Genomic DNA, 26,700 nt, shown 5'->3' with positions numbered 1-26,700 from the left:
CTTCGCAACATGCAAAAATTTATCAACGAGATAAGGAACTTTTTTGAAAGGCATGGATTTTATGTCTCCTCCAGGTTTGCCGATAAGCTGGGAATGAGAGCCAAGAACGTAAGACTGTTTTTTATTTACCTCTCTTTTGCAACTTTTGGAATTGGTTTCGCCATTTATCTCACGCTGGCTTTTCTTTTGAAGTTCAAAGACATGATCTACTCTAAGCGAACCTCGGTTTTTGATCTCTAAGGTGTGCTTGCCCGTCAAAACCGCTGTTGGATTAACGTTTTATTTGCTTTTTAACTCGATAAAATTTGAAAACGTTAATATTTTTAGCATCTTGCTTCGCCGAAAATTCCAATTACTATTCTAAAATTTTTATATGAGAAAGTCCTTACTTTCATTCTTTTTTTCTGCTTTTATTCTTACTACCTATGGCCAGGAGCTGCAGGTAGACGCTAATGTTCAAAATCCTACCAAGGAAATAAATGATGGCTTTGTTGAGCTCGATGTACAGGGAGGAACACCTCCTTACCAGTACAAATGGTCCAGCCAGAGCACTCCTCTTGATTCTCCCCGGGCCGAAGGTCTTGTGGAAGGGATGGATTATTCGGTCATGATTACAGATGCTGCCGGAAACGAGCTCGAAAAGAATTATAAGGTACCTGCTAAGGAAATCACAGAACATTTCAATGGCACGTTTGCACCTATAGTTGCAAGTATGGGAAGTATTCTTTTCTGGGATCCATTCTCGGCAATAGGTATTTACGATCCTGTAGTTTATGCAGATTTCAGGAGAGTTCCTGCACCAGATTGGGAGGCAAATGTAGATGGAAAGTTCGTCCTGGCCCAATGGCTGCAGCCCGAAGGTACTGAAGTGGAAGAAGGGGAAGCCATTGCCGTTGTTTCTAAAGATGGTGAAAATATTACAGCCTATGCCAATGCAAGTGGTACCCTTAGATATCTTGTTCAGGAGGGTGGCGTGATCTATAATTCAGAAAATAAGGAACATGTCATCGAGCAGGGGGCGCAGTATCTTGCGGCAATCGATTATGATAATCCTGTGGCGCTTACTCACCCCAATGGGGATTTCCAGCAAAAGGATATCCCATTTATTGTAATATGGCTGGTACTGGGAGCTTTGTTCTTTACGGTAAGAATGGGCTTTATCAACATACGTGGATTCAAACATGCCTTGCAACTTGCAAAGGGAAAATATGATGACCCTAATGCGCCTGGCCAGGTAACGCATTTCCAGGCCCTGGCAACAGCGGTTTCTGGAACCGTAGGTCTTGGAAATATAGCCGGGGTGGCCGTTGCGATCTCCCTGGGAGGTGCAGGTGCGACCTTTTGGATGATCATTGCCGGTCTTCTTGGAATGTCTTCCAAATTCGTGGAATGTACTCTAGGTGTAAAATATCGTTTTATTAACAGTGAAGGTCTTTTATTTGGAGGGCCTATGAATTACCTCAGATATGGTCTTGAGAAGAGAGGCCAAAAGGGATTAGGTAAATTCCTGGCGGTATTCTTTGCGATTCTTGCCATTGGAGCCTCTTTTGGTGGAGGAAACATGTTCCAGGCCAATCAATCCTTCGTGATCCTGGCTGGAGAATTTCCTATTCTTGTAGGGAATGGATTTATCTTCGGACTCATTGTAGCGGTGCTTGTGGGAATCGTGATCATTGGAGGGATCTCCAGTATTGCGAAAGTTACAGGAAAGATCGTGCCGGTAATGGCAGGGATTTACATTCTTGGAGCTTTGATCGTTATTGGAGTTAACATCGAAAATATTGGGCCTGCATTTTCAGCGATCTGGGACGGAGCTTTTAGTCCGAGTGCTTTAAAAGGTGGTGTAATTGGGGTCTTGATTGTAGGTTTCCAAAGAGCTGCTTTTTCTAATGAAGCCGGGGTAGGTTCTGCTGCTATCGCACACAGTGCTGCCAAGACTCATAACCCACCATCTGAAGGTTTTGTAGCATTGCTCGAGCCCTTTATTGATACCGTTGTAGTTTGTACTCTTACCGCACTTGTTTTGATCTTTACAGGAATGCACGAAGTAGAAGGAGTAGGAGGTGTTGAGTTGACATCCAGTGCTTTTGGAAGTGTGATCTCCTGGTTCCCATATGTTTTAGCGACAGCAGTATTCCTTTTCGCCTTCTCAACTATGATCTCATGGTCTTATTACGGAATGCGCGCATGGACCTATCTTTTTGGAAAAAGCAAGAAGACAGAAGTTGTTTATAAGTCGCTTTTCCTTTTCTTCGTCGTAGTAGGTGCCTCTGTAAGTTTGGGAGCAGTTCTGGATTTTTCAGATATGATGATCCTTGCAATGTCATTCCCTAACATCATTGGACTGTATATTATGAGTGGTGAGGTGAAAAAGGATCTTGATGCCTACAGGAGAAAGCTGAAGGCTGGGGAACTTTTCCGAAAGCCAGAAAGAGAAAGAGTGAAAAAGGCTTCTTAAGCGCTCTTACAAAATATGAAAAATCTGAAATCCCATTTTGCTTTCACTAGAAGTCAGCAGAATGGGATTTTTGTTTTGGTGGCTGTCATCATTCTGTTACAGCTTGTGTATTTCTTTTTCCCTGTTTCTTCGGAAGCAACTCAAGACAGGAAAACAGAGGAGCTGGTAGAGCAAATGCAGCGCTCGGTTGATTCTTTAAAGGAGGTTGCGAAGCTCGGGGATACTGCTGCTTTAAGACCCTTTAATCCCAATTTCATTTCAGATCATAAGGGATACCTACTGGGGATGTCTGTTGAGGAGATCGACAGGTTACATGATTTTCGCAGTCGGGATCTCTGGATCAATTCTGCGGAAGAATTTCAGAAGGTGACAGGAATTTCAGATAGTCTGCTTAGGAAAATCTCCCCTGCCTTTCAATTTCCCGATTTTCGGAGAAATACTTCCGGAGAAAATAAGGTGTCAAAAAGGGCATTTTCGGCACCTCTTCCAAAAGCCGACTTAAATACCGCTACGGCTGAAGATCTCAGAAAGGTGAACGGCATTGGAGAAAAGCTATCAGGCAGGATCATTAACTATAGAAACGTACTGGGGAATTTTAGAGGTGAGGCTCAGCTCCGCGATGTTTACGGACTCTCTCCTGAGGTAATTGAAAGAGTGCTGCAGAGGTTTGAGGTGAAAGAACCTTCCAAAGAACGACTAGACATAAATACGGCTACTGTAATGCAGCTGGTTGAACTGCCATATTTTAATTATGAGCAGGCCCGGGCCATAGTGAAATACAGGGAAGAAGCAGGAGAGATCACGAATTTCGAGGACCTGCAACAGATTAAGAATTTTCCGGTCGAGAAATTAGACAGAATTAATTTATATTTGACAATCGACCAGAAAAACTAGGTTTTTCGCACTTCCTTATTTTTTTCAGGTTATAAAAATCAATTTTCGAAAACAACTTTATGAACAGCAGATATTTTACAGAAGAGCACGACTTATTTAGAAAAAGCTTTCAGGAATTCTTACAGAAAGAAGTGGTTCCACATATCGAAAAGTGGGAAAAATCCGGAACTATTGACCGTTTCGTCTGGGAGAAATTTGGAGAAATGGGATATTTTGGACTTAATTATCCTGAGCAATATGGAGGGCTCGATCTCGATATTTTTTATACGGTGATCTTTTTGGAAGAATTGCAAAAGATCAACAGCGGTGGATTTGCAGCGGCGATGTGGGCTCATGCATATCTTGCCATGACACATGTTGCCAAAGAAGGAGATGAGGCAATAAAGGAGAAATATCTTACTGCAAGTATCAGTGGAGAGAAAATTGGCTGTTTGTGCATCTCTGAACCTTCAGGAGGCAGCGATGTTGCGGGAATGCGAACTACGGCTGTCAAAAAAGGTGATTCCTATGTGATCAATGGTTCAAAAACTTTTATCACAAATGGCGTTTATTCAGACTACCTGGTTGTTGCAGCAAAGACAAATCCGGAGCTGAAAGGGAAGGGAATGAGCATATTTATTGTGGACAGAGATACTCCTGGTATTTCTGCAACTAAACTTGATAAATTAGGCTGGAGAGCATCGGACACTGCAGAAATTGCTTTTGATAATGTGGAAATCCCCGCTTCCCACCTTATGGGGGAAGAAGGCAAAGGTTTTCCGTATATCATGCAGCATTTCGCGTTTGAGAGGCTCATCATGGGGATCAATGCACATGCCAGGGCAGAATTTGCCCTCGACTATACCCTACAATATATGAAGGAAAGAGAGGCATTTGGAACAACTATCGATAAATTCCAGGCCTTAAGACACACTTATGCCGATATGGCGAGTGAGGTAGAAATGGCAAAGGAATTCAATTATTCCATTGCTGAAAGAATGCACCGCGGGGTTTATGTTGTAAAAGAGGCAAGTATGTCGAAATTACTTTCTACTAAAATTGCAGATGAAGTGATCTATAAATGTCTTCAGTTCCTTGGTGGGTATGGCTATATGGAAGATTATCCATTGGCGCGATTGCTACGCGATAGTCGTCTTGGACCTATAGGAGGAGGTACTTCGGAAATACTTCGGGAGATCATTGCAAAAATGCTAATCGACGGGAAAGAATATAAACCGGCAGCTAAATAGTTTAAGGTTTAAGGTTCAAGGTTCAAGGTTCAAGGTTCGAGGTTCGAGGTTCAAAGTTTAAAGTTCAAGGTTGTGCCTGAGGACTACAGCCTTCCCTGGGTTATGAGATGCAGGATTAGTTTGGGATGAAAATTTTTTAAAATAAAATAATTGAATAATTGCGGGTTTGGAGATTTAAATTATCTTTGCAGCCTTAATAATTTCTAAAGAAAGGAGGTGACACTATGTTAATTATACCAGTTAAAGACGGAGAGAATATTGATAGAGCGCTGAAGCGTTTCAAACGTAAATTTGATCGTACAGGAACAATGCGACAGTTGAGAGATCGTCAAGCTTTCACAAAACCGTCAGTAGAACGTAGGGCTCAAATCCAAAAAGCTGCTTACATTCAGCATCTAAGAGATCAGGAAGAGATCTAGTATCAATTCCTAAGCCTGGTTCTTAGGTATATAATATTAACTGTTGATAGATTAAAGTTTAATAACTTTGTCTGTCAACAGTTTTTTTATGCCCCAAAATCAATTCGATCCCTTTTATCAATATCTGGAACTGGAAAAGCAGAATTCTGCGCATACCATTGCTGCATACAAGGCAGACCTTGAATCTTTCTCTTATTTTCTTGTTACATGCTACGGGCAACACGATCTAAAGGAGGTGAATTACCAGCAGGTGCGTACCTGGATCGTTCATCTTGTAGAGCAGGGGCTTTCCAATAATAGCATCAATCGTAAAGTTTCTTCCCTAAAGGCGTATTACAGGTTCCTGCAAAAATCGAAACAGCTTGTGGTCTCTCCATTGGCAAAACACAAGGCACTTAAGACCTCCAGGAATTTGCAGGTTCCTTTTTCTGAGAATGAGGTAGATGAAGCTCTGCTTCAAATTCCGGCGGCTGATTTTGAGGGGATCCGCAACAAGTTGATGGTAGAACTTTTTTATACTACAGGAATAAGACGCAGTGAATTGATAGGGATAAAGCTGGGGGACCTTGATATTTCCGCGGGAATGCTAAAGGTGAAGGGGAAGGGGAACAAGGAGAGATTTATACCGCTCCTCCCTGTTATAAATGATACTTTGAAGGACTATCTTCAGGAAAGAGAGGTTGTTGAAAATGAGAAATCTCAAGGCCATTTATTTCTTACAGCAGCAGGCGTTAAAATGTACGATTCCCTTGTTTACAGAGCAATTAATAATTACTTTAGAGGTATCTCGAGTAAGTTAAAGAAGAGTCCGCATATTTTACGACACTCCTTTGCTACTCACTTGTTGAACCAGGGCGCTCATTTAAATGCTGTCAAAGAACTTCTGGGACATTCCAGTCTTGCTGCCACTCAGGTTTATACCCACAACAGTATGGCAGAGCTCAACAAGGTATACAGAAGTGCGCACCCGCGGAACAATAAGAAGGGATCTGAGTAATTGTCTAATTAAAATTTAAATTTTATGAAAGTCAACGTACAATCCGTCAACTTCCATGCAGATCAAAAACTGGTAAATTTTATTCAGAAGAAGCTGGACAAACTGGAAAATCATTTCGACAATGTTACCTTTGCTGAAGTTTATTTAAAAGTGGAGAACACCAGCCTAAAAGAGAATAAAATTTCAGAAATTTTACTGAGTATTCCCGGAGATGAAATTATTTGTAAAAAGAAAGGAAAAAGGTTTGAAGTGGGTGTGGATGAATGTGTTAGTTCTTTAGAGCGACAACTTCAAAAGCGAAAGCGCAAATTTAATGTGCAGGTAGCCTAAAAAATATTTTCTCAAATGTTTTGAGAACAGAATTAAATTTATACATTTGCAGTCCGTTAGAAATAGCGGACTTTTTTTGTGAAAAAAGAGGTCTTAGGCCGATGTAGCTCAGCTGGCTAGAGCAGCTGATTTGTAATCAGCAGGTCGTGGGTTCGAGTCCCTCCATCGGCTCTGAAATTTTGTAAAAATTTCATTTTTGAAAGTTCATTAAATTTTGAATTAAAAAGCTTTGTATAGTAAATTAATTTTCTGTTAATTTGCGGCTTCAAAAAAGTAGCCATTTCAAAGCAATGGTTCTCTGAAATATTGAAAAGGTAAAAATTGGGGAGATACTCAAGCGGCCAACGAGGACAGACTGTAAATCTGTTGTTTTTTAACTTCGCAGGTTCGAATCCTGCTCTCCCCACCACTTTAATTCAAGATTTCGAATTCAAAATTCAAGATTGATTTTGAATTGTGAATTCTAAATTTTGAATTGAAACGCGGGAGTAGCTCAGTTGGTAGAGCGTCAGCCTTCCAAGCTGAATGTCGCCGGTTCGAACCCGGTCTCCCGCTCTGAGTTTTTCTAAATGAAAACTGCTGAGAAGGTTTTTTAAAAACTTGCATTGTAAGTTGAAAAGGGCTTTTTCTTGATAGGTTTTAAAAGAAGGGCTGGAGTTAAAAGAGAAGATTGCTTCTTTTTAACCTTATGAATATCACGCTACGGCGTGTTTTTCTGCTAGGAGTAAAATAAGTAGATATTCTTTGAACCGTTTAGTTGTCTCCCCAAAATAGCTTTGTCGGAGGTGACTTTTTTTGCCGACGTAGCTCAGGGGTAGAGCGTTTCCTTGGTAAGGAAGAGGTCACGGGTTCAATTCCCGTCGTTGGCTCAGAGATTTGTATAAAATTGAACACTAATATATAACTAAGATTAAATAAGTATTAATTATGGCAAAGGAAACTTACGATCGGTCCAAGCCGCACCTTAACATAGGTACCATTGGACACGTAGATCACGGAAAAACAACTTTAACAGCAGCGATTACTAAGGTAATGGCTGATGCCGGTTATTCAGAAGCTAGATCTTTTGATCAAATTGATAATGCTCCGGAAGAAAAGGAAAGAGGTATTACCATTAACTCTTCACACGTTGAATATTCAACTGAGAAGCGTCACTATGCACACGTTGACTGTCCTGGTCACGCCGATTACGTGAAGAACATGGTTACTGGTGCTGCTCAAATGGACGGTGCTATTCTTGTGGTTGCGGCTACAGATGGTCCTATGCCACAAACGCGTGAGCACATCCTACTTGGACGTCAGGTTGGTATCCCAAGAATTGTTGTGTTCCTAAATAAAGTTGACCTTGTTGATGATGAGGAGCTTCTTGAACTAGTTGAAATGGAAGTAAGAGATCTACTTTCTTTCTACGAGTATGATGGAGATAACGGACCTGTAATTTCAGGATCTGCTCTTGGTGCTCTTAACGGTGATGAGAAGTGGACAAAGACTGTTCTTGATTTGATGGAGGCTGTTGATGAGTGGATTGAACTTCCAGAGCGTGATGTTGACAAGCCATTCCTTATGCCTATCGAGGATGTATTCTCTATTACTGGGCGTGGTACTGTTGCAACTGGTCGTATCGAGACTGGTGTAGCTAACACTGGAGATCCAGTTGAGATCATTGGTATGGGTGCTGGAAAACTTACTTCTACAATTACTGGAGTTGAAATGTTCCGTAAGATTCTTGATAGAGGTGAAGCAGGTGATAACGTTGGTATCCTATTGAGAGGTATTGAGAAAACTCAAATCTCTAGAGGTATGGTTATTACTAAGCCAGGATCTGTAACTCCACACGCTAAATTCAAAGCTGAGGTTTATATCCTTAAGAAAGAAGAAGGTGGACGTCATACTCCATTCCATAACAATTACCGTCCACAGTTCTACGTACGTACAACAGACGTAACTGGAACAATTTCTCTTCCAGAAGGAGTAGAGATGGTAATGCCAGGTGATAACTTGACAATTCACGTTGATTTGATCCAGCCTATTGCAATGAATGTTGGTCTACGTTTCGCTATCCGTGAAGGTGGTAGAACTGTAGGTGCTGGTCAGGTAACTGAAATTTTAGACTAATTACTGGTTTATAAAAAAGTTAAGGTTTCCCGTCATGGGCGGGAAACCTTGACTTATATTTACGGGTTTAGCTCAGTTGGTAGAGCACTGGTCTCCAAAACCAGGTGTCGGGAGTTCGAGTCTCTCAACCCGTGCGCAAGAGTGGTCTTATAAAAACCTCTTTTTCAAAATATATTGATCAACTACAAGGCCACCGTATTCTTTCCGAAAGAAGAGGCAGGAAACGGAGCCGGCACTTAATTTCAAGGTTAAGTGAGAAAAAAATTAAACCATGGCAGGAATAGCAAATTACGTTTCGGAGTCCTACAATGAATTGAAAAACCACGTTACCTGGCCTACATGGGCAGAGGCGCAAAGACTCACTATTATAGTATTGGTCTTTTCAGTGATTTTCGCATTGGCAATCTGGGGTGTAGATACTGTTTTCAGTGGCGTGATAGAGCAATATTTTGAGTGGATCAAATCATAAAAAATTATTGCAATGGCAGAGGTTAAAGATAAAAGCTGGTATGTGGTTCGTGCCGTTAGCGGACAGGAAAATAAAGTAAAGGAGTACATTGAGCGTGAAATTGCTCACGAAGGCCTTGAAGATTTTGTAGAACAGGTTCTTGTTCCTACCGAAAAAGTTATCCAGATTCGCAATGGTAAGAAAGTGAACAAGGAAAGGGTTTATTTTCCTGGTTACGTCATGATCCTTGCCAACCTGGGTGGTGAAATTCCCCATATCATTAAATCTATTAACGGCGTTATTGGTTTTCTTGGTGAAACAAAAGGCGGAGATCCTGTGCCTTTAAGAAAATCTGAGGTTAACAGAATGCTAGGTAAAGTGGATGAACTTTCTGTTAAGGCAGATAATGTAGCGATTCCGTTTACTATTGGTGAAACTATTAAAGTAATTGATGGTCCTTTTAACGGGTTCAACGGGACAGTTGAGAAGATCAATGAAGAGAAGCGTAAGCTTGAGGTGATGGTGAAGATCTTTGGTAGAAAGACACCGCTGGAGCTTAGCTATATGCAGGTAGAAAAAGTATAATAACTGTTACACTATATATTTTTGGATAGTTTTAGTATGCTTCCACTAACAAAACTATCGTCTTAAAATTAATAAAATGGCAAAAGAAGTAAGTAAGGTTGTTAAGTTACAAGTTCGCGGAGGTGCTGCTAACCCATCACCACCAGTTGGACCAGCTTTAGGTGCTGCCGGGGTAAATATCATGGAGTTCTGTAAGCAGTTCAATGCCAGAACCCAGGATAAGCAGGGGAAAGTATTACCTGTTGTGATCACTGTTTTTAAAGATAAGTCTTTTGACTTTGTGATCAAAACTCCACCGGCTGCAGTTCAGATTTTAGAAGCTGCGAAGGCTAAGAAGGGTTCAGGAGAACCAAACCGTAAGAAAGTAGCTAGTGTTTCTTGGGATCAGGTAAGAGCCATTGCTGAAGATAAAATGCAGGATCTAAATGCATTCACTATTGAGTCTGCAATGAAGATGGTAGCTGGAACAGCAAGATCTATGGGAATTACTGTAAAAGGACAGGCACCTTTTTAATCCAAAAAGAAATTAAAAATGGCAAGATTGACTAAAAAGCAAAAGGAAGCACAGTCTAAACTTGAAAAAGGTAAAACTTATTCGGTTGCAGAAGCTTCAGCTTTAATAAAAGAGATTACTAACGTAAACTTTGATTCCTCTGTGGATATCGCCGTTCGTTTGAACGTAGATCCACGTAAGGCGAATCAAATGGTGCGTGGCGTAGTTACCTTACCTCACGGTACTGGTAAAGACGTAAAGGTTTTAGCTCTTGTGACTCCAGATAAGGAAGCAGAAGCTAAAGAAGCCGGCGCAGATTATGTTGGTTTAGACGAGTACCTTGATAAGATCAAAGGTGGCTGGACAGATGTTGATGTGATCATCACTATGCCTAGCGTTATGGGTAAATTAGGACCCCTGGGACGAGTTCTTGGACCAAGAGGCTTAATGCCTAACCCTAAGACCGGAACTGTAACTATGGATGTAGCTAAAGCTGTATCTGAGGTTAAAGCCGGTAAGATCGACTTCAAAGTAGATAAGACAGGTATTGTTCATGCTGGTATTGGAAAGGCCTCTTTTGAAGCAGATAAGATAGCAGGAAACGCAAGAGAATTATTAACTACCCTGGTTAAATTAAAACCTACGGCTGCTAAAGGTGTATACATTAAAAGTATCCACATGTCTAGCACTATGAGTCCTAGTGTTGAGATTGATACTAAAAGGTTCACTGAGCAATAATATTATTGGATTATGACAAGAGAAGAAAAATCAAGAGTAATTGAAGATTTAACTGCCCAGTTAGCTGATAATACCACTATTTATTTAGCAGATATTTCAGGTTTGAACGCCTTGAATACGTCAAATTTACGCAGAGCTTGTTTTAAAGCAAACGTGAAGCTTGCGGTAGTTAAGAATACACTTCTGGCTAAGGCTATGGAGAGTTCAGATAAGGACTTTGGAGATCTTCCTTCAGTATTGAAGGGAAATACTTCCATCATGTTCTCTGAAACAGGAAATGGTCCGGCTAAAGTAATTAAAGAATTCAGAAAAAAATCTGACCGTCCTTTACTAAAAGGCGCATTTATTGAAGAAGCTATTTTCATTGGAGATGATAAACTGGATACCCTGGTTAGCATCAAATCTAAGGAAGAAGTTATTGGAGATATCGTTGGATTACTACAATCACCTGCCAAAAATGTTATTTCGGCACTTAAATCTGGTGGTGGTAAAATCGCAGGAATTCTTAAGACCCTTTCTGAAAAAGAAGGATAATATAGTACGCACTTTTTAACAAACATAAATTACATTACATTTTAAAAACGATAGAAAATGGCAGATTTAAAAGATTTCGCAGAACAATTAGTTAACTTAACAGTAAAAGAAGTTAATGAGTTAGCTGATATTTTGAAAAATGAATACGGGATTGAGCCTGCTGCTGCAGCTGTTGCTGTTGCTGGTGGTGCTGCTGCTGGTGGTGAAGAAGCCGCTGAAGAGCAGTCTGAATTTGACGTAATCCTTAAAGCTCCGGGTGGATCTAAACTAGCCGTAGTGAAATTAGTAAAAGAACTTACCGGTCTTGGCTTGAAAGATGCTAAAGAATTGGTAGATGGTGCTCCAAAACCAGTAAAAGAGGGAGTTTCTAAAGACGAAGCTGAAGCATTAAAAGCACAGTTAGAAGAAGCAGGAGCTGAGGTTGAGCTTAAGTAAGCTAACCCCACACACTATTATAGGTTTAGACCCCGGGATTTGGTTCCCGGAGGTCTAAACCATTTTGCGTATATAAACATTTCCTGTTTATTTCGCACCTATTTTTTTAATATAACATAATTCCGTCCATTGATGTTAGCAACGCAAACTGAAAGATTGAGTTTCTCTTCTGTAAAGAACAGGCCTGCTTACCCCGACTTTCTGGATATCCAGATCAAGTCATTCCAGGACTTCTTTCAACTAGAAACAAAATCAGAAGAAAGAGGAAATGAAGGTTTATATAATACCTTCATGGAGAACTTTCCCATTACGGACACCCGTAACCAATTCGTACTAGAATTTTTAGACTATTTTGTGGACCCGCCGCGATACTCTCTTCAGGAATGTATTGAGCGTGGATTGACCTATAGTGTGCCGCTTAAAGCACGGTTAAAGCTTTACTGTACAGATCCAGAACATGAAGATTTTGAAACTATTGTTCAGGATGTGTATCTGGGGACTATTCCTTACATGACCCCGAGTGGTACCTTTTGTATCAATGGAGCTGAGCGCGTAGTCGTTTCTCAGTTGCACCGGTCTCCCGGAGTATTCTTTGGACAATCCTTCCACGCCAACGGAACGAAACTTTATTCTGCCCGAGTAATTCCATTCAAAGGATCGTGGATTGAATTCGCTACCGATATCAATAACGTGATGTACGCGTATATCGATAGAAAGAAAAAATTACCTGTAACTACACTTTTCCGTGCCATAGGTTTTGAGCGCGATAAAGACATTCTGGAGATCTTTGACCTTGCTGAAGAGGTGAAAGTTTCTAAAACAGGACTTAAAAAAGTGCTTGGTCGTAAACTTGCCGCCCGTGTATTGAACACCTGGTATGAAGATTTTGTAGATGAAGATACGGGAGAGGTAGTTTCCATCGAGCGAAATGAGATCATTTTAGATCGTGATACGGTTCTTGAAAAGGAACATATCGAAGAAATAGTTGAAACCGGTTCCAAGACGATTCTTCTTCATAAAGAAGATAATCAAACCGGCGATTATGCTATTATTCACAATACATTACAAAAAGATCCAACCAACTCCGAAAAGGAAGCGGTGGAACACATATACCGTCAGCTTCGTAATGCAGAGCCGCCAGATGAGGAAACTGCGCGCGGTATTATTGACAAGCTCTTCTTCTCAGATCAGCGTTACAGCCTTGGAGAAGTAGGACGTTACAGAATGAACAAAAAACTTGGTCTTGATGTAACTATGGATAAGCAAGTGCTTACCCGTGAGGACATCATCACCATTGTAAAGTATTTAATTGAACTTATTAACTCCAAAGCTGAAGTTGATGATATCGATCACTTGTCTAACCGTCGTGTTAGAACAGTAGGAGAGCAGTTATCACAGCAGTTTGGAGTAGGACTTGCCCGTATGGCAAGAACTATTCGTGAGCGTATGAACGTGCGTGACAACGAGGTATTTACCCCGATAGATTTGATCAACGCGAAGACACTTTCTTCTGTGATCAACTCTTTCTTTGGTACTAACCAGTTGTCTCAGTTCATGGACCAGACGAATCCACTTGCAGAGATCACTCACAAGCGTAGACTTTCGGCTCTAGGGCCTGGTGGTCTTTCCCGTGAGCGTGCTGGATTTGAGGTGCGTGACGTTCACTATACGCACTACGGAAGGCTTTGTCCTATTGAAACTCCTGAAGGACCAAACATTGGTTTGATCTCTTCATTGTCATCTTATGCGAAAGTGAACTCCATGGGATTCCTGGAAACTCCTTATCGTGAGGTGATCGATGGAAAAGTGAATACTAAAGATGCGCCTCGTTATTTAAGTGCTGAAGAAGAAGAAGGAAAATTGATCGCCCAGGCGAACATTCCTATTTCTGATGATGGTACTATTGAGCGCGAAAGGATTACTGCCCGTGAGGAAGGTGACTTCCCGCTGGTGGAGCCAACAAGTGTACATTACATTGACGTTGCTCCAAACCAGATCGCTTCTATTTCTGCATCTCTTATTCCATTTTTGGAGCATGATGATGCGAACCGTGCCTTGATGGGATCAAACATGATGCGCCAGGCAGTTCCACTATTGAGAGTTGATTCTCCAATTGTTGGTACAGGATTGGAAAGACAGGTAGCTACAGATTCGCGTGTATTGATCAATGCTGAAGGAGAAGGAACTGTAGAATATGTTGATGCACAAAAGATCACCATTAAGTACGACAGGACAGAGGAAGAGCGCATGGTTAGCTTTGACTCAGATTCGAAGACTTATGAGCTGGTGAAGTTCAGAAAGACCAACCAGGGTACTTCTATTAACCTGAAACCTATCGTTAGAGTAGGAGACAGAGTTTCTAAAGGTCAGGTACTTTGTCAGGGTTATGCTACCGAGGCAGGGGAACTTGCTTTAGGACGTAACATGAAGGTGGCCTTCATGCCTTGGAAAGGTTACAACTTTGAGGATGCGATCGTGATCTCAGAAAATGTGGTAAGAAATGATATTTTCACTTCTATTCACATCGATGAGTATGCACTTGAAGTAAGAGATACCAAACTTGGTAACGAAGAATTGACAAATGACATTCCTAACGTTTCAGAAGAGGCTACAAAAGACCTTGATGAGAACGGAATGATTAGAATAGGTGCCGAAGTGAAGCCTGGAGATATTCTTATCGGAAAGATCACTCCTAAGGGAGAAAGTGATCCTACTCCCGAAGAGAAACTTCTTAGAGCAATCTTCGGTGACAAGGCAGGTGATGTCAAAGATGCTTCTCTAAAAGCTTCTCCATCTTTAAGAGGTGTGGTAATCGACAAGAAATTGTTTGCCCGTGCTATTAAAGATAAGCGTAAGCGAGCTCAGGATAAGGAAGACGTTGCTGCACTTGAGAAAAAATATGAGGCGAAATTTGCCATTTTAAAGGCAGAACTAGTTGATAAGCTTTTCGCAATCATAGGTGGTAAAACTGCACAGGGTGTGATGAACGACCTTGGGGAAGAGATCCTTCCAAAAGGTAAGAAGTACACTCAGAAGATGCTTCATGCTGTTGATGATTACGCTCACCTTACTCAGGGTACCTGGACAACAGATGATCACCTTAACCAGTTAGTTGCAGATCTTCTGCACAACTACAGAATTAAGGAAAATGACATCCAGGGGAACCTAAGGAGAGAGAAATTTACAATTTCTGTGGGAGATGAACTTCCTGCAGGTATTCTTAAACTTGCTAAGATCTATATCGCTAAGAAGCGTAAGCTAAAGGTAGGGGATAAGATGGCAGGACGTCACGGGAACAAAGGTATCGTTGCGCGTATTGTACGCCAGGAAGACATGCCGTTCCTTGAAGATGGAACTCCTGTTGATATTGTGTTGAACCCTCTTGGTGTACCTTCACGTATGAACATTGGACAGATCTATGAAACTGTTCTTGGATGGGCCGGACAAAAATTAGGGAAGAAATATGCGACTCCAATTTTTGATGGTGCTACTCTAGATCAGATCAATGAACTGACAGACGAAGCCGGAATTCCACGTTTTGGACACACTTATCTTTATGATGGTGGAACAGGAGATCGTTTTGACCAGCCTGCAACTGTTGGGGTGATCTATATGCTTAAGTTAGGTCACATGATCGATGACAAGATGCACGCAAGATCTATTGGACCATACTCATTGATCACGCAGCAGCCACTTGGAGGGAAAGCTCAATTTGGAGGTCAGCGTTTTGGAGAGATGGAGGTTTGGGCCCTTGAAGCATACGGTGCTTCGGCGACCCTTCGTGAGATCCTTACTGTGAAGTCTGATGATGTTATAGGAAGAGCCAAGACTTATGAAGCCATTGTGAAAGGTGAGCCAATGCCTGAACCTGGACTACCTGAATCTTTCAATGTATTGATGCACGAGTTGAAAGGATTGGGATTAGATATTAGATTAGAAGAATAAAAAAGTCACCAGTAGCCGGTAAGCAGTATCCAGCATAATTTTACTGAATACTGTTTACTGAAAACTGATTACTACATAAAAAGTATTATGGCTAGAAATAATGATAAGAATACAGTACAGAGGTTCAACAAGATCTCTATAGGTTTAGCTTCTCCTGAGTCGATTCTTGCCGAGTCACGTGGAGAGGTCCTTAAACCTGAAACTATCAATTATCGTACGCACAAACCCGAAAGGGATGGGCTTTTCTGTGAGCGTATTTTTGGTCCTGTGAAGGATTATGAATGTGCCTGTGGAAAATACAAAAGGATCCGTTACAAAGGAATCGTGTGTGACAGATGTGGTGTAGAGGTAACTGAAAAGAAAGTGCGTAGAGATCGCGTGGGGCATATCAATCTTGTTGTCCCTGTTGCTCACATCTGGTACTTCCGTTCTTTACCTAACAAAATTGGTTACCTGCTCGGTTTACCTTCCAAGAAGCTTGACATGATCATATACTACGAAAGGTATGTGGTTATTCAGCCGGGTATTGCCAAGAATGAAGAGGGGGCGCCTCTTAAAAAGATGGAATTCCTTACGGAAGAAGAGTACCTGAATATTCTGGATACCCTTCCGCAGGAAAACCTTTACCTGGATGATAACGATCCAAACAAATTCATTGCAAAAATGGGTGCGGAATGTCTTATTGACATTTTGCAAAGAATAGATCTTGATTCTCTTTCTTATGAATTAAGACATAAGGCAAACAACGAAACTTCAAAACAACGTAAAACTGAAGCTCTTAAAAGACTTCAGGTTGTGGAAGCACTTCGTGATGCAAATAAGAATCGCGAAAACCGACCAGAATGGATGATCATGAAGGTCATTCCAATCATTCCGCCAGAATTGCGTCCACTAGTGCCGCTTGATGGAGGACGTTTTGCGACTTCAGATTTAAATGACCTTTACCGCAGAGTGATTATTCGTAACAACCGTTTGAAGAGGTTGATGGAGATCAAAGCTCCTGAAGTAATTCTTCGTAACGAGAAGCGTATGCTTCAGGAATCTGTTGATTCGTTGTTCGATAACACTCGTAAATCTTCAGCAGTAAAAACCGATTCCAACAGGCCGTTGAAATCCCTTTCTGATTCCTTAAAAGGAAAGCAAGGGCGTTTCCGTCAAAACCTGCTTGGTAAGCGTGTGGATTATTCAGCACGTTCGGTAATTGTTGTTGGACCAGAATTGAAGTTCTACGAATGTGGTCTTCCAAAAGACATGGCAGCCGAACTTTACAAGCCTTTCGTGATAAGAAAACTAATCGAAAGAGGTATTGTTAAGACTGTGAAGTCTGCCAAGAAAATTATAGATAAAAAAGAACCTGTTGTTTGGGATATTCTTGAGAATGTGTTGAAAGGGCATCCCGTGTTACTTAACCGGGCTCCAACCCTTCACAGACTTGGTATCCAGGCATTCCAGCCAAAACTTATTGAAGGTAAGGCGATCCAGTTACACCCACTTGCGTGTACTGCATTCAACGCCGACTTTGATGGGGATCAAATGGCTGTTCACCTTCCACTTGGGCCCGAGGCTATCCTTGAGGCACAGCTGTTGATGCTAGGTTCTCACAACATTTTGAACCCTGCCAACGGTTCTCCAGTAACTGTACCTTCTCAGGATATGGTTTTGGGACTTTACTATATGACAAAGTCCAGAAAATCTACTCCCGAAGTGCCTATTAAAGGAGAAGGCCTCACTTTCTATTCAGCTGAAGAGGTAGTGATCGCTTACAACCAGAAGATGGTAGATCTTAATGCGATCATTAAGATTCGTGCAAAAGATTACAATGAGGCAGGACAGCTTGTAAATCAAATCATAGAGACTACTGTAGGTAGAGTATTATTCAACCAGGCCGTGCCAGAAAAAGCCGGTTATGTGAATGATGTACTTACCAAAAAGTCACTACGTGATATTATTGGAAACATCCTGAAAGTAACGAGTGTTCCTGAAACTGCCGAATTCCTTGATGCCATTAAAGAAATGGGATATGGATTTGCATTCCGTGGAGGTCTTTCCTTCAGCTTAGGGGATATTATTATTCCTGAAGAGAAGCAAAGCATGATCGATGAGGCAAACGAGCAGGTTGAAGGGATCATCGGGAACTATAACATGGGTCTTATCACCAACAACGAGCGTTATAACCAGGTTATTGACATCTGGACCTCTACGAATGCAGGCCTAACGGAATTGGCTATGAAGCGTATTCGTGAAGACCAGCAAGGATTCAACTCGGTGTACATGATGCTTGATTCTGGTGCAAGGGGATCTAAAGAACAGATCCGTCAGTTGACCGGAATGCGTGGATTGATGGCCAAGCCTAAGAAATCGACTTCTGGAGGTGGAGAAATTATTGAGAACCCGATTCTTTCCAACTTTAAGGAAGGACTATCGATTCTTGAATACTTTATCTCTACTCACGGAGCGCGTAAAGGTCTTGCTGATACCGCACTTAAAACTGCCGATGCTGGTTACTTAACCCGTCGTCTTGTTGACGTATCACAGGATGTGATCATCAACGAAGAAGATTGTGGTACTCTTAGAGGAGTTGATGTGTCGCCGTTGAAAAAGAATGAGGAGATCGTAGAGTCACTTGGAGAGCGTATTCTTGGTAGAACTGCCCTTCATGATGTTTATGATCCTTTGACAAATGAGCTACTTGTAGCTTCGGGTGTTGAGATCGACGAAGATATCGTTAAGAAGATAACAGATGCTCCTATTGAAAGTGTTGAAGTAAGATCTGCTCTTACTTGTGAGGCTAAAAAAGGTATTTGTGTGAAATGTTACGGTCGTAATCTTGCTACCAATAAAACGGTACAAAAAGGTGAAGCCGTTGGTGTTGTGGCTGCCCAGTCTATTGGAGAGCCGGGTACGCAGCTTACCCTTCGTACCTTCCACGTGGGTGGTATTGCAGGAAACATTTCTGAAGAGAACAAGTTGATCGCGAAGTTCCCAGGAGTTGCAGAGATCGAAGATCTTAAAACCGTGAAAGGAGAAGCTCCTGATGGTAGTGAGGCAGAGATCGTAATTTCAAGGACTTCAGAATTAAAACTGAAGGATCTAAAATCTGGAATCGTGCTTAGTACAAGTAACATTCCTTATGGATCGCAGATCTTTATTAAAAATGGAGACAAAGTTTCCAAAGATGAGGTGATCTGCCAGTGGGATCCTTATAACGGGGTGATCATTTCAGAATTTGCCGGTAAGATCAGATATGAGAATATCGAGCAAGGGGTGACCTATCAGGTGGAGATCGATGAGCAAACAGGATTCCAGGAAAAAGTTATTTCTGAAAGCCGTAATAAAAAGCTTATTCCTACTCTTCAGATCCTTGGTAAGAAAGACGAAGTTATTCGTTCATATAACCTTCCTGTTGGAGCTCACCTTATGGTGGACAACGATGAGAAGATCAAAGTAGGTAAGATCCTGGTTAAGATCCCACGTAAATCTTCGAAGTCCGGGGATATTACAGGAGGTCTTCCAAGGGTGACCGAGCTTTTCGAAGCGCGTAACCCATCTAACCCTGCTGTGGTAAGTGAGATCGACGGAGTTGTTTCCTTCGGAAAGATCAAGCGTGGTAACCGTGAGATCATCATCGAATCTAAACTAGGAGAAGTTAAGAAGTATCTTGTGAAGCTTTCTAACCAAATCCTTGTTCAGGAGAATGATTATGTACGTGCGGGAATGCCACTTTCTGATGGTTCTGTAACGCCGGAAGATATTCTTGCTATTAAAGGTCCAAGTGCTGTACAGCAGTATCTTGTGAATGAAGTGCAGGAAGTTTACCGACTACAAGGGGTGAAGATCAATGATAAACACTTCGAAGTAGTTGTGAGACAGATGATGCGTAAGGTTAGGATCGTTGATCCGGGAGATACTATTTTCCTTGAGAACCAGTTGGTTCACAAGGATGATTTCACCGAAGAAAACGATGAGATCTTTGGAATGAAAGTAATAGAGGATTCCGGGGATTCAGAAAATCTGAAAGCTGGGCAACTTGTTACTCCGCGTGAATTGAGAGACGAGAATTCTATTCTTAGAAGAGAAGACAAGAATCTTGCTACTGCAAGAGACGTAACTCCTGCTACAGCTACGCCTGTACTACAGGGTATCACCAGAGCTTCACTTCAAACCAAGTCGTTCATATCTGCAGCGTCCTTCCAGGAAACTACGAAGGTTCTTAACGAAGCAGCGGTAAGCGGTAAGGTAGATGATCTTGAAGGACTAAAAGAAAATGTTATTGTTGGACATAGAATTCCTGCCGGTACCGGTTTAAGGGAGTACGAGAATATCATAGTTGGTTCTAAAGAAGAATTTGACGAAATGCTTGAGAAAAAGCAGGAAGTAAATTATAATTAGTAAAAGGCCGCGGTTGCGGCCTTTTCTGTTTAAACCCAAGAATCCCGGCCAACATGGTCGGGATTTTTTTGTACTTTTAAATGAAATAAAAATTTACAATGAGCGACGAAAATAACAACAGTAAAAAATCAAAAAAAGGACAAATCAATATAGAACTTGACGAAAAAGTAGCTGAAGGAACTTATTCCAACCTGGCTATTATCAACCATTCTGTTTCTGAATTTGTAGTGGACTTTGTGAGCATTATGCCAGGTACTCCTAAGAGTAAAGTGAAGTCTCGAATCATTCTCACTCCGCAGCACGCAAAAAGATTATTAAAAGCCCTGGGAGAAAATGTTCACAGGTTTGAAAAAGCACACGGAGAGATAAAGGATTATGATCAACCACCCATTCCTCTGAATTTCGGTCCCACCGGTCAGGCTTAAAAAATATTCTGAAAAATAAGAGGTTCCAAAAATGTCATTTTTGGAACCTCTTTAACCCAAGCACTTGCTTCGGTTTTTTTGATAGTAAATCTGAAAAATCTGAAGGCTGCTCCATTTTTGAATTCTAGTATATTTAATTAATGGAGGGCCACATTTCTTTCAGACTTTTACTTGTCTTACAAACTATTCTGATGAACCACTAACGTCATGAAGAACATAAAGATAAAACGTACAACGGCACAAGATCCTAATTTCACCAGCCTCATTAAAGACCTGGATCGGGAACTTGCAATTACAGATGGAGAGGACCATGCTTTTTACGATCAATTCAATAAAGTAGATAAAATTCAGCACGTGGTTTTGTTGTATGAGAACGATTGGGCTGTGGCATGTGGCGCTCTAAAGGCTTATGATCCTCAAACCGCCGAAGTAAAGAGAATGTATACCAGGCCCGAGAGCAGGGGAAATGCTTATGCTGGAAAAATCCTTCAGGAATTAGAAAATTGGGCTGCAGATCTAGGGTTTATTAAGTGCATTCTTGAAACGGGCATCAATCAGCCGGAAGCAATTCGTCTTTACCAAAAAATGGGATATAACAGGATGGACAATTATGGGCAGTACGCCGGGGTCGAGAAAAGCTATTGTTTTATGAAGGAGCTTTGAATTTTCCCTTTTAGTCTTAAATATAAGAGCCTTCAAAAATGTCATTTTTGAAGGCTCTTATATTTATCGTCTTTTCTTCAGCTACTATTTAAATTCCGATACAAAGTGGAATTTGACATTCGGATATTTCTGCTGGGCCATTTGCAGGGAGAATGCCGAATCGGCAAGGAATACTAATTGTCCTCGTTTGTCATGAGCCAGGAATTTTGCTTTTACTCTTTTGAAGTCCTTGAATTCTTCACTTTTTGTATCATTTGGTTCAACCCAGCAAGCCTTGTGCACGTTTAGATTTTCATAGGTGCACTTTGCACCATACTCATGCTCCAGGCGATACTGTATAACTTCAAATTGAAGGGCTCCCACGGTGCCAATGACCTTTCGGCCGTTCAATTCCAGGGTAAAAAGCTGTGCTACCCCTTCGTCCATTAGCTGGTCGACCCCTTTTTCTAATTGCTTAGACTTCATGGGATCGGCATTGTTGATGTAACGAAAATGCTCTGGTGAAAAACTAGGGATTCCTTTATACTGTAGTTCCTCGCCTTCAGTTAAGGTATCGCCAATCTTAAAGTTTCCAGTGTCGTGCAGGCCAACAATATCTCCGGGATACGAAACATCTACGATCTCCTTCCTTTCAGCAAAGAAGGCATTTGGACTGGAAAATTTCAATTTTTTATTGTGCCTTACATGCAGGTATGGCGTATTGCGCTCAAATTTTCCAGAAACAATTTTGATAAAAGCAAGTCTGTCACGGTGCTTAGGGTCCATATTTGCATGTATCTTGAAAACGAAGCCTGTAAAATTATCTTCAGCAGGCTCTACTTTCCTAATGTCACTGTCCTTTGGACGGGGCGGAGGTGCGATACTTATAAAGCAGTCGAGTAATTCTCTTACTCCAAAGTTATTCAAAGCAGAACCAAAGAAAACGGGCTGGAGATTTCCTGCCAGATAGGCTTCTTTGTCAAAATCTGGATATACTCCATGCACAAGTTCCAGCTCATCTCTTAAAGTAGCCGCTGCTTTATTTCCAATAAGATCATCCAGCTCCTTTGAAGCAAGGTCTGAGATCTCTACCGTTTCTTCAATGTCTTTTCTTGGGTCGCCGGTAAAAAGGTTCACATTCTGTTCCCAGATATTATATATTCCCTTGAAATCATAACCCATCCCAATTGGGAAACTGAGTGGAGTTACTGTAAGATTCAGCTTTTGTTCGATCTCATCGAGCAGTTCAAAAGCATCTTTTCCTTCCCTGTCCAGCTTGTTAATGAAAACGATCATAGGAATGTTACGCATTCGGCATACCTCGACCAGCTTTTCAGTTTGTTCCTCCACACCCTTTGCAACATCGATCACCACAATCACACTATCTACCGCAGTAAGTGTTCTGAAAGTATCTTCAGCAAAATCCTTATGCCCGGGAGTGTCCAGAATATTGATCTTTGTTCCCTGGTACTCGAAAGCAAGGACCGAAGTCACCACCGAAATTCCCCGCTGGCGTTCTATTTCCATGAAATCACTGGTAGCTCCTTTTTTGATCTTGTTAGATTTCACCGCTCCGGCTTCCTGGATTGCCCCTCCAAAAAGTAAAAGCTTTTCTGTTAAGGTGGTTTTACCGGCATCGGGGTGAGAAATGATCCCAAAGGTTCTGCGTCTTTTGATCTCGTCTAAAAACTTCATATTTCTGTTTAAGGCTGCAAAGATAAATAATTGATCGTGAATTTGGTGCTGTGCAGCAGGGAGCTTTAGAGCTTTTGATAGGTGTCAAAAAAGGTAATTTCCGTCGTGATTTTGTACATTTGGGACTCAAATTCTGCTATGAAAGAAGAACAAGTTATCCTCGTAAATGAACGTGATGAGCAAATAGGCCTCATGCCTAAGATGGAGGCGCACGAGAAAGCCTTGTTGCACAGGGCTTTTTCAGTTTTTATTTTTAATGACAAGAATGAATTGATGATCCAGCGCAGAGCTCCGGAAAAATATCATTCTCCAGGACTCTGGACCAACACCTGTTGCAGCCATCAGCGGGAAGGAGAGAGCAACATAGCTGCCGGAAAGCGAAGATTACAGGAGGAAATGGGCTTTACCACAGATCTCAAGGAAACGGTTTCCTTTATCTATAAGGCGCCATTCGATAATGGCCTTACAGAACATGAATTTGATCACATCCTGGTGGGAACTTATAATGAGGAACCGAATCTAAATCCTGAGGAAGCAGACAGTTACAAGTGGGTAGGACTGGAGGAGCTCAAAGAGGACATGCAAAAACATCCTGCTCAATATACAGAGTGGTTCAAGATCATCTTTGAGAAATACTACAAGCATATACAGCAATGAAAGTAACGGTACATAGAAAGGCGCATTTCAATGCTGCACATCGGCTTTATCGAAAAGACTGGAATGACGAGAAAAATCAAAGAGTTTTTGGAAAGTGCAGCAATCCACATTACCACGGGCACAACTATGAGCTCATTGTAGCTGTGACCGGAAAGATTAATGAAGAAACCGGATTTGTTATGGACCTAAAAGATCTTAAAGAGCTCATTTATCAAAAGGTAGAACTGCCATTTGATCACAAAAATCTAAACGAAGAGGTTTCGGAATTTAAAGATCTTAATCCGACAGCCGAGAATATTGCCGTAGTGATATGGCAAACTTTGCGCCCAGAACTGGCATCTCATCTTGACCTGGAGGTGACCTTATTTGAAACTCCAAGAAACTACGTTACTTACCGCGGAGAATAATTTTTTTTAGAAAACTGTTTTTTGAATCGGGAAATAATGTAAATTCGCAGCTGAAAATTAGCGATAAGATGGCGAACAGAAGAACATTAAAAAGAGATATCAATTACGTAATCGGAGATATTATCGAGGCTGCTTATCTGCACCAGATCACGCATCCAGATGAGGATCCTGCAAAATCTGAAGAAGTTGTTGACGAGGCAATTTCTGATTTTGACGAATTGATAGGGAAGATGAATCAAAAGGATGTTGAGAATAAAAAACAACATTTCAAAGCAATAGAAAAGGAACTTGAGGTAAAAGCCCGAGATCTTGTAGAGAAAATAAACGCTCTGTAATTCAGAGTTTTTGCCGATGTAGCTCAGCTGGCTAGAGCAGCTGATTTGTAATCAGCAGGTCGTGGGTTCGAGTCCCTCCATCGGCTCAAAAGCTCCTTCAGAAATGAAGGAGCTTTTTTTTATGGAGTGATGAGAAGCTTGTCCCGAGCGTAGACGAGGGGAGTCCTCCATCGGCTCAAAATTAGAAACCTCTCATTTTTTGAGAGGTTTTTTTGTACGTAATGGTGAAGAACCGGCAATCCACTCTTATTAACAATGTTGAAGGATAGGAGTTTTGGCAGTGGTATCATAATTATTTAATTCCCTAATTTCTTGCAGAAGTGCAAGCATGTGTGGGAAATAAAAATGCTCCTAAACAGCTGTGCAGTGTTTAGGAGCACTTTTTTAAAAGCAGTTTGCTTTTTCTAATTGAAGCTTATGCCTTTGTTACCGAATCTTCGGCCGTTTGCTTCTCTAAAGCTCTGCGTTCCTCGAGAAAATCCTGCAGACTTTTTCCGTAGAGAGATTCCTTTACTTCTGGTGTTAAAGCAGAATAGATGGTATCGAGGTACTTGATATTGGCATCATAGACTTCAGATATGGCCAGGAAAGGAGCGATTTCCCTGTCTTTATTATTAAGTGCAAAATTTACCGTATAGAGATACCTTCTTTTAATGAGGCTCTCATATTCCATGTCTGTAGCATCAAGGGAATCCTGATCTTCAGATTCCTGGGCTGCTAGGCTCCTTTGAATGAGTTCGAGATTTCGAGAGTTGAAACGTTGCATCATTTGTTCGTATTCCATAAGTCTTTCATGGTTTTCTGAACCTTCAACAATGACGTCTCCCTCAAAATTTTTGAGCGTTGTATTCACGATCATTTCTCCCGGTTCTGCAAAGAACCTGATACGATCATTATAAACACTGTTATCCTTTTTGTTTAAGTAAAGGTATAACACCTGTGGACTCTCAATAAAAGTCTTGAAGGAAAAGGTTTCATCGCCTTTTACTACTACAGAATCAATAGTGACAAGGGCAGTATCCTCAATTTTCTGAAGGTAAAGAGTTCCTTTCTTTAATCCCTGTACCTTTCCCTGGATCTCAAGGTTGGTTTCCTGGTTTGAACATGCAGCTACGAAAACGAGTGCCAATAAGAGTAATCCAAATTTTTTCATGTAGTAATATGTAGTTAAAAATGCGCGCAAATATGCTAAAAATTTACATCATTCTGCTACCCGCCGGCAGCCATTTGCATTAGAATGGTACTTAAAATTGCTCCATAGGTTCCCACGACATAACCAAAAACTGCGAGCAATACCCCAACAGTTGCAAGTGAGGAATGAAAAGCAGCGGCAACTACCGGAGCTGAGGCTGCGCCTCCTACGTTAGCCTGGCTACCTACAGCTAAAAAGAAATAAGGTGCTTTGATCAATTTAGCAACCAGAATGAGCAGTCCTGCGTGTATGGCCATCCACACAAGGCCTATGGTTATGAGATGTGGATTGTCAAAGACCATGGTCAGGTCCATTTTCATCCCTATTGTGGCCACAAGAAAGTATATAAAAACACTTCCTAATTTACTGGCTCCGGCCCCTTCATATTCCTTAGCTCTTGTAAAGGAAAGGATAATACCTACTGCCGTTGCAATGGAGATCATCCAGAAAAAGGTGGAAGCGAAAGAAGCCAGAGCAGATTTGTTATCATTAAATACTTCAAAGTTTGAAGTGAGATATGCAGCTATTGCATCGGCACCCCAATGGGCAAATCCCACGGCCCCAAATGCCAGGGCCAGCATGATAATAAGATCGGCGAGACTGGGATTTCGGGTAACGCTATCCGCATAGGCAGTTACCTTCTTTTTAAGGCTTTCTATTGCAGAATTGTCTGCCTTTAACCAATTATCTATGCGATCGCTTTTTCCAATACCCATTAGGAGAATAGCCATCCAGAGATTGGCCACTACAATGTCTACCAGCACCATTCCTCCATAAAGATCTGGATTGTATTCAAAAATTTCAAGCATTGCGGCCTGGTTGGCACCACCGCCAATCCAGCTTCCTGCAAGGGTAGATAATCCTCTCCACACCGCGTCGGGGCCTACACCACCTACAGTTTCAGGAGAAAATATGGAGATGATAAGAATGGCGAGGGGGCCGCCAATAATGATTCCTATGGTTCCGGTGAAGAACATGATCAAGGCTTTTGGCCCGAGGTTGAAAATTGCTTTCAGGTCAATGCTCAGGGTCATCAAGACCAAAGATGCCGGAAGCAGGTATCGGCTGGCGACAAAATAGAGCTGGGAAGTCTCATCTGAAATTATATTCAGGGAATTGAGAATTGCCGGGATGAGGTAACACATGAGGAGCGCGGGCACTACCTTATAGAATTTGAACCAGACGCCTTCTTTTTTGGAGGAAGTAAAAAAAACAAAACCTAAGGACAACATTAATAGTCCCAGGACTATCGCGTCATTTGTGAAAATTGGGGGATTATCCATAAATTACCTTTAAGACGGGCAAAATACAATTTTTAGGAGTGTCTTAAAAATATAT

Annotated in this window: 24 protein-coding genes and 6 tRNA genes; 27 read left to right on the top strand and 3 right to left on the bottom strand. The window is 41.4% G+C overall.

Translation table 11 applies throughout. From position 1 onward, the window contains the following. Positions 1-9 precede the first annotated feature (9 nt). From HC175_RS02405 to HC175_RS02295, 23 genes are all read left to right on the top strand, one after another. Complete coding sequence (locus HC175_RS02405) at positions 10-240, top strand: PspC domain-containing protein (protein ID WP_168136903.1); 231 nt, start codon at positions 10-12, stop codon at positions 238-240. A 133-nt stretch (positions 241-373) separates the two neighbouring features. Then, entirely contained in the window at positions 374-2,458 is a 2,085-nt protein-coding gene (locus tag HC175_RS02400; RefSeq protein WP_168136902.1) for an amino acid carrier protein, read from the top strand. A gap of 15 nt (positions 2,459-2,473) precedes the next feature. Then, positions 2,474-3,352, top strand: a complete 879-nt coding sequence (locus HC175_RS02395) for a ComEA family DNA-binding protein (protein ID WP_168136901.1) — start codon at positions 2,474-2,476, stop codon at positions 3,350-3,352. 59 nt (positions 3,353-3,411) lie between these two features. After that, positions 3,412-4,581 (top strand): acyl-CoA dehydrogenase family protein, encoded by a 1,170-nt coding sequence (locus tag HC175_RS02390; RefSeq protein ID WP_168136900.1) that lies wholly within the window; start codon positions 3,412-3,414, stop codon positions 4,579-4,581. Positions 4,582-4,805: 224 nt separating this feature from the next. Then, on the top strand, positions 4,806-5,000 hold the full coding sequence (gene rpsU / locus HC175_RS02385; protein WP_029035711.1) for a 30S ribosomal protein S21: 195 nt from the start codon (positions 4,806-4,808) through the stop codon (positions 4,998-5,000). 88 nt (positions 5,001-5,088) lie between these two features. After that, complete coding sequence (locus HC175_RS02380) at positions 5,089-5,997, top strand: tyrosine-type recombinase/integrase (protein ID WP_168136899.1); 909 nt, start codon at positions 5,089-5,091, stop codon at positions 5,995-5,997. A gap of 24 nt (positions 5,998-6,021) precedes the next feature. Then, positions 6,022-6,327, top strand: a complete 306-nt coding sequence (gene hpf / locus HC175_RS02375) for a ribosome hibernation-promoting factor, HPF/YfiA family (RefSeq protein WP_168136898.1) — start codon at positions 6,022-6,024, stop codon at positions 6,325-6,327. Positions 6,328-6,424: 97 nt separating this feature from the next. After that, positions 6,425-6,498 (top strand) — tRNA-Thr (locus HC175_RS02370). A gap of 152 nt (positions 6,499-6,650) precedes the next feature. Beyond that, positions 6,651-6,736 (top strand) — tRNA-Tyr (locus tag HC175_RS02365). A gap of 73 nt (positions 6,737-6,809) precedes the next feature. Beyond that, positions 6,810-6,882 (top strand) — tRNA-Gly (locus HC175_RS02360). Between the two features lie 242 nt (positions 6,883-7,124). Continuing rightward, a tRNA-Thr gene (locus HC175_RS02355) sits at positions 7,125-7,196 on the top strand. Positions 7,197-7,254: 58 nt separating this feature from the next. After that, a complete protein-coding gene (gene tuf / locus HC175_RS02350; RefSeq protein ID WP_168136897.1) occupies positions 7,255-8,442 on the top strand; it encodes an elongation factor Tu in 1,188 nt (395 codons plus the stop codon). 61 nt (positions 8,443-8,503) lie between these two features. Beyond that, positions 8,504-8,576, top strand: a tRNA-Trp gene (locus tag HC175_RS02345). A gap of 137 nt (positions 8,577-8,713) precedes the next feature. Continuing rightward, positions 8,714-8,911 carry a preprotein translocase subunit SecE gene (gene secE, locus HC175_RS02340; protein ID WP_168136896.1) on the top strand — a complete coding sequence of 66 codons (198 nt, stop codon included), beginning with the start codon at positions 8,714-8,716 and terminating at the stop codon, positions 8,909-8,911. Between the two features lie 12 nt (positions 8,912-8,923). Continuing rightward, complete coding sequence (gene nusG, locus HC175_RS02335; RefSeq protein ID WP_168136895.1) at positions 8,924-9,475, top strand: transcription termination/antitermination protein NusG; 552 nt, start codon at positions 8,924-8,926, stop codon at positions 9,473-9,475. A 76-nt stretch (positions 9,476-9,551) separates the two neighbouring features. Continuing rightward, positions 9,552-9,989, top strand: a complete 438-nt coding sequence (gene rplK / locus HC175_RS02330; RefSeq protein ID WP_168136894.1) for a 50S ribosomal protein L11 — start codon at positions 9,552-9,554, stop codon at positions 9,987-9,989. Between the two features lie 18 nt (positions 9,990-10,007). Next, positions 10,008-10,706, top strand: coding sequence for a 50S ribosomal protein L1 (rplA, locus tag HC175_RS02325; RefSeq protein WP_168136893.1), 699 nt, complete (start codon positions 10,008-10,010; stop codon positions 10,704-10,706). 12 nt (positions 10,707-10,718) lie between these two features. After that, positions 10,719-11,240, top strand: coding sequence for a 50S ribosomal protein L10 (gene rplJ, locus HC175_RS02320; RefSeq protein WP_168136892.1), 522 nt, complete (start codon positions 10,719-10,721; stop codon positions 11,238-11,240). A gap of 57 nt (positions 11,241-11,297) precedes the next feature. Further along, entirely contained in the window at positions 11,298-11,675 is a 378-nt protein-coding gene (rplL, locus tag HC175_RS02315; protein ID WP_097056746.1) for a 50S ribosomal protein L7/L12, read from the top strand. Positions 11,676-11,807: 132 nt separating this feature from the next. After that, the gene (rpoB, locus tag HC175_RS02310; protein WP_168136891.1) at positions 11,808-15,620 is read left to right on the top strand and encodes a DNA-directed RNA polymerase subunit beta; all 3,813 of its coding nucleotides are present in this window, start codon (positions 11,808-11,810) and stop codon (positions 15,618-15,620) included. Between the two features lie 87 nt (positions 15,621-15,707). After that, positions 15,708-20,009, top strand: a complete 4,302-nt coding sequence (gene rpoC / locus HC175_RS02305) for a DNA-directed RNA polymerase subunit beta' (RefSeq protein ID WP_168136890.1) — start codon at positions 15,708-15,710, stop codon at positions 20,007-20,009. A gap of 98 nt (positions 20,010-20,107) precedes the next feature. Then, positions 20,108-20,434, top strand: coding sequence for a DUF3467 domain-containing protein (locus HC175_RS02300; RefSeq protein WP_168136889.1), 327 nt, complete (start codon positions 20,108-20,110; stop codon positions 20,432-20,434). A gap of 207 nt (positions 20,435-20,641) precedes the next feature. Beyond that, complete coding sequence (locus HC175_RS02295) at positions 20,642-21,097, top strand: GNAT family N-acetyltransferase (protein WP_209309898.1); 456 nt, start codon at positions 20,642-20,644, stop codon at positions 21,095-21,097. 84 nt (positions 21,098-21,181) lie between these two features. On the opposite strand, the gene HC175_RS02290 is transcribed toward HC175_RS02295, so the two are convergent. After that, entirely contained in the window at positions 21,182-22,771 is a 1,590-nt protein-coding gene (locus tag HC175_RS02290; protein ID WP_168136888.1) for a peptide chain release factor 3, read from the bottom strand. A gap of 138 nt (positions 22,772-22,909) precedes the next feature. On the opposite strand from HC175_RS02290, the gene idi reads away from it, so the two are divergent. From idi to HC175_RS02270, 4 genes are all read left to right on the top strand, one after another. Continuing rightward, entirely contained in the window at positions 22,910-23,428 is a 519-nt protein-coding gene (gene idi, locus HC175_RS02285) for an isopentenyl-diphosphate Delta-isomerase (protein WP_168136887.1), read from the top strand. Continuing rightward, entirely contained in the window at positions 23,425-23,835 is a 411-nt protein-coding gene (locus tag HC175_RS02280; protein ID WP_168136886.1) for a 6-pyruvoyl trahydropterin synthase family protein, read from the top strand. Before idi ends, HC175_RS02280 begins: the two co-directional genes overlap by 4 nt. Before the next feature lie 68 nt (positions 23,836-23,903). Continuing rightward, complete coding sequence (locus HC175_RS02275; protein ID WP_168136885.1) at positions 23,904-24,170, top strand: hypothetical protein; 267 nt, start codon at positions 23,904-23,906, stop codon at positions 24,168-24,170. A 12-nt stretch (positions 24,171-24,182) separates the two neighbouring features. Next, positions 24,183-24,256, top strand: a tRNA-Thr gene (locus HC175_RS02270). A gap of 329 nt (positions 24,257-24,585) precedes the next feature. On the opposite strand, the gene HC175_RS02265 is transcribed toward HC175_RS02270, so the two are convergent. After that, positions 24,586-25,323, bottom strand: a complete 738-nt coding sequence (locus HC175_RS02265; RefSeq protein WP_168136884.1) for a DUF4369 domain-containing protein — start codon at positions 25,321-25,323, stop codon at positions 24,586-24,588. A gap of 56 nt (positions 25,324-25,379) precedes the next feature. Then, complete coding sequence (locus HC175_RS02260) at positions 25,380-26,645, bottom strand: DUF819 family protein (protein WP_168136883.1); 1,266 nt, start codon at positions 26,643-26,645, stop codon at positions 25,380-25,382. Positions 26,646-26,700: the final 55 nt, after the last annotated feature.

It is taken from the genome of Salinimicrobium oceani (assembly GCF_012037645.1).
Note: the sequence above shows the minus strand (reverse complement) of the source record. Positions and strands in the feature narration are given on the sequence as shown.

Coding starts and splice junctions, on each gene's coding strand:
- HC175_RS02400 (WP_168136902.1), top strand. CDS start 374: ATGAGAAAGTCCTTACTTTCATTCTTTTTTTCTGCTTTTATTCTTACT.
- secE (WP_168136896.1), top strand. CDS start 8,714: ATGGCAGGAATAGCAAATTACGTTTCGGAGTCCTACAATGAATTGAAA.
- tuf (WP_168136897.1), top strand. CDS start 7,255: ATGGCAAAGGAAACTTACGATCGGTCCAAGCCGCACCTTAACATAGGT.
- HC175_RS02300 (WP_168136889.1), top strand. CDS start 20,108: ATGAGCGACGAAAATAACAACAGTAAAAAATCAAAAAAAGGACAAATC.
- HC175_RS02405 (WP_168136903.1), top strand. CDS start 10: ATGCAAAAATTTATCAACGAGATAAGGAACTTTTTTGAAAGGCATGGA.
- nusG (WP_168136895.1), top strand. CDS start 8,924: ATGGCAGAGGTTAAAGATAAAAGCTGGTATGTGGTTCGTGCCGTTAGC.
- HC175_RS02265 (WP_168136884.1), bottom strand. CDS start 25,323: ATGAAAAAATTTGGATTACTCTTATTGGCACTCGTTTTCGTAGCTGCA.
- HC175_RS02275 (WP_168136885.1), top strand. CDS start 23,904: ATGGCGAACAGAAGAACATTAAAAAGAGATATCAATTACGTAATCGGA.
- HC175_RS02290 (WP_168136888.1), bottom strand. CDS start 22,771: ATGAAGTTTTTAGACGAGATCAAAAGACGCAGAACCTTTGGGATCATT.
- rplK (WP_168136894.1), top strand. CDS start 9,552: ATGGCAAAAGAAGTAAGTAAGGTTGTTAAGTTACAAGTTCGCGGAGGT.
- hpf (WP_168136898.1), top strand. CDS start 6,022: ATGAAAGTCAACGTACAATCCGTCAACTTCCATGCAGATCAAAAACTG.
- rplJ (WP_168136892.1), top strand. CDS start 10,719: ATGACAAGAGAAGAAAAATCAAGAGTAATTGAAGATTTAACTGCCCAG.
- rpoB (WP_168136891.1), top strand. CDS start 11,808: ATGTTAGCAACGCAAACTGAAAGATTGAGTTTCTCTTCTGTAAAGAAC.
- rplL (WP_097056746.1), top strand. CDS start 11,298: ATGGCAGATTTAAAAGATTTCGCAGAACAATTAGTTAACTTAACAGTA.
- HC175_RS02390 (WP_168136900.1), top strand. CDS start 3,412: ATGAACAGCAGATATTTTACAGAAGAGCACGACTTATTTAGAAAAAGC.
- rpsU (WP_029035711.1), top strand. CDS start 4,806: ATGTTAATTATACCAGTTAAAGACGGAGAGAATATTGATAGAGCGCTG.
- HC175_RS02260 (WP_168136883.1), bottom strand. CDS start 26,645: ATGGATAATCCCCCAATTTTCACAAATGACGCGATAGTCCTGGGACTA.
- HC175_RS02380 (WP_168136899.1), top strand. CDS start 5,089: ATGCCCCAAAATCAATTCGATCCCTTTTATCAATATCTGGAACTGGAA.
- rplA (WP_168136893.1), top strand. CDS start 10,008: ATGGCAAGATTGACTAAAAAGCAAAAGGAAGCACAGTCTAAACTTGAA.
- HC175_RS02395 (WP_168136901.1), top strand. CDS start 2,474: ATGAAAAATCTGAAATCCCATTTTGCTTTCACTAGAAGTCAGCAGAAT.
- rpoC (WP_168136890.1), top strand. CDS start 15,708: ATGGCTAGAAATAATGATAAGAATACAGTACAGAGGTTCAACAAGATC.
- HC175_RS02280 (WP_168136886.1), top strand. CDS start 23,425: ATGAAAGTAACGGTACATAGAAAGGCGCATTTCAATGCTGCACATCGG.
- idi (WP_168136887.1), top strand. CDS start 22,910: ATGAAAGAAGAACAAGTTATCCTCGTAAATGAACGTGATGAGCAAATA.
- HC175_RS02295 (WP_209309898.1), top strand. CDS start 20,642: ATGAAGAACATAAAGATAAAACGTACAACGGCACAAGATCCTAATTTC.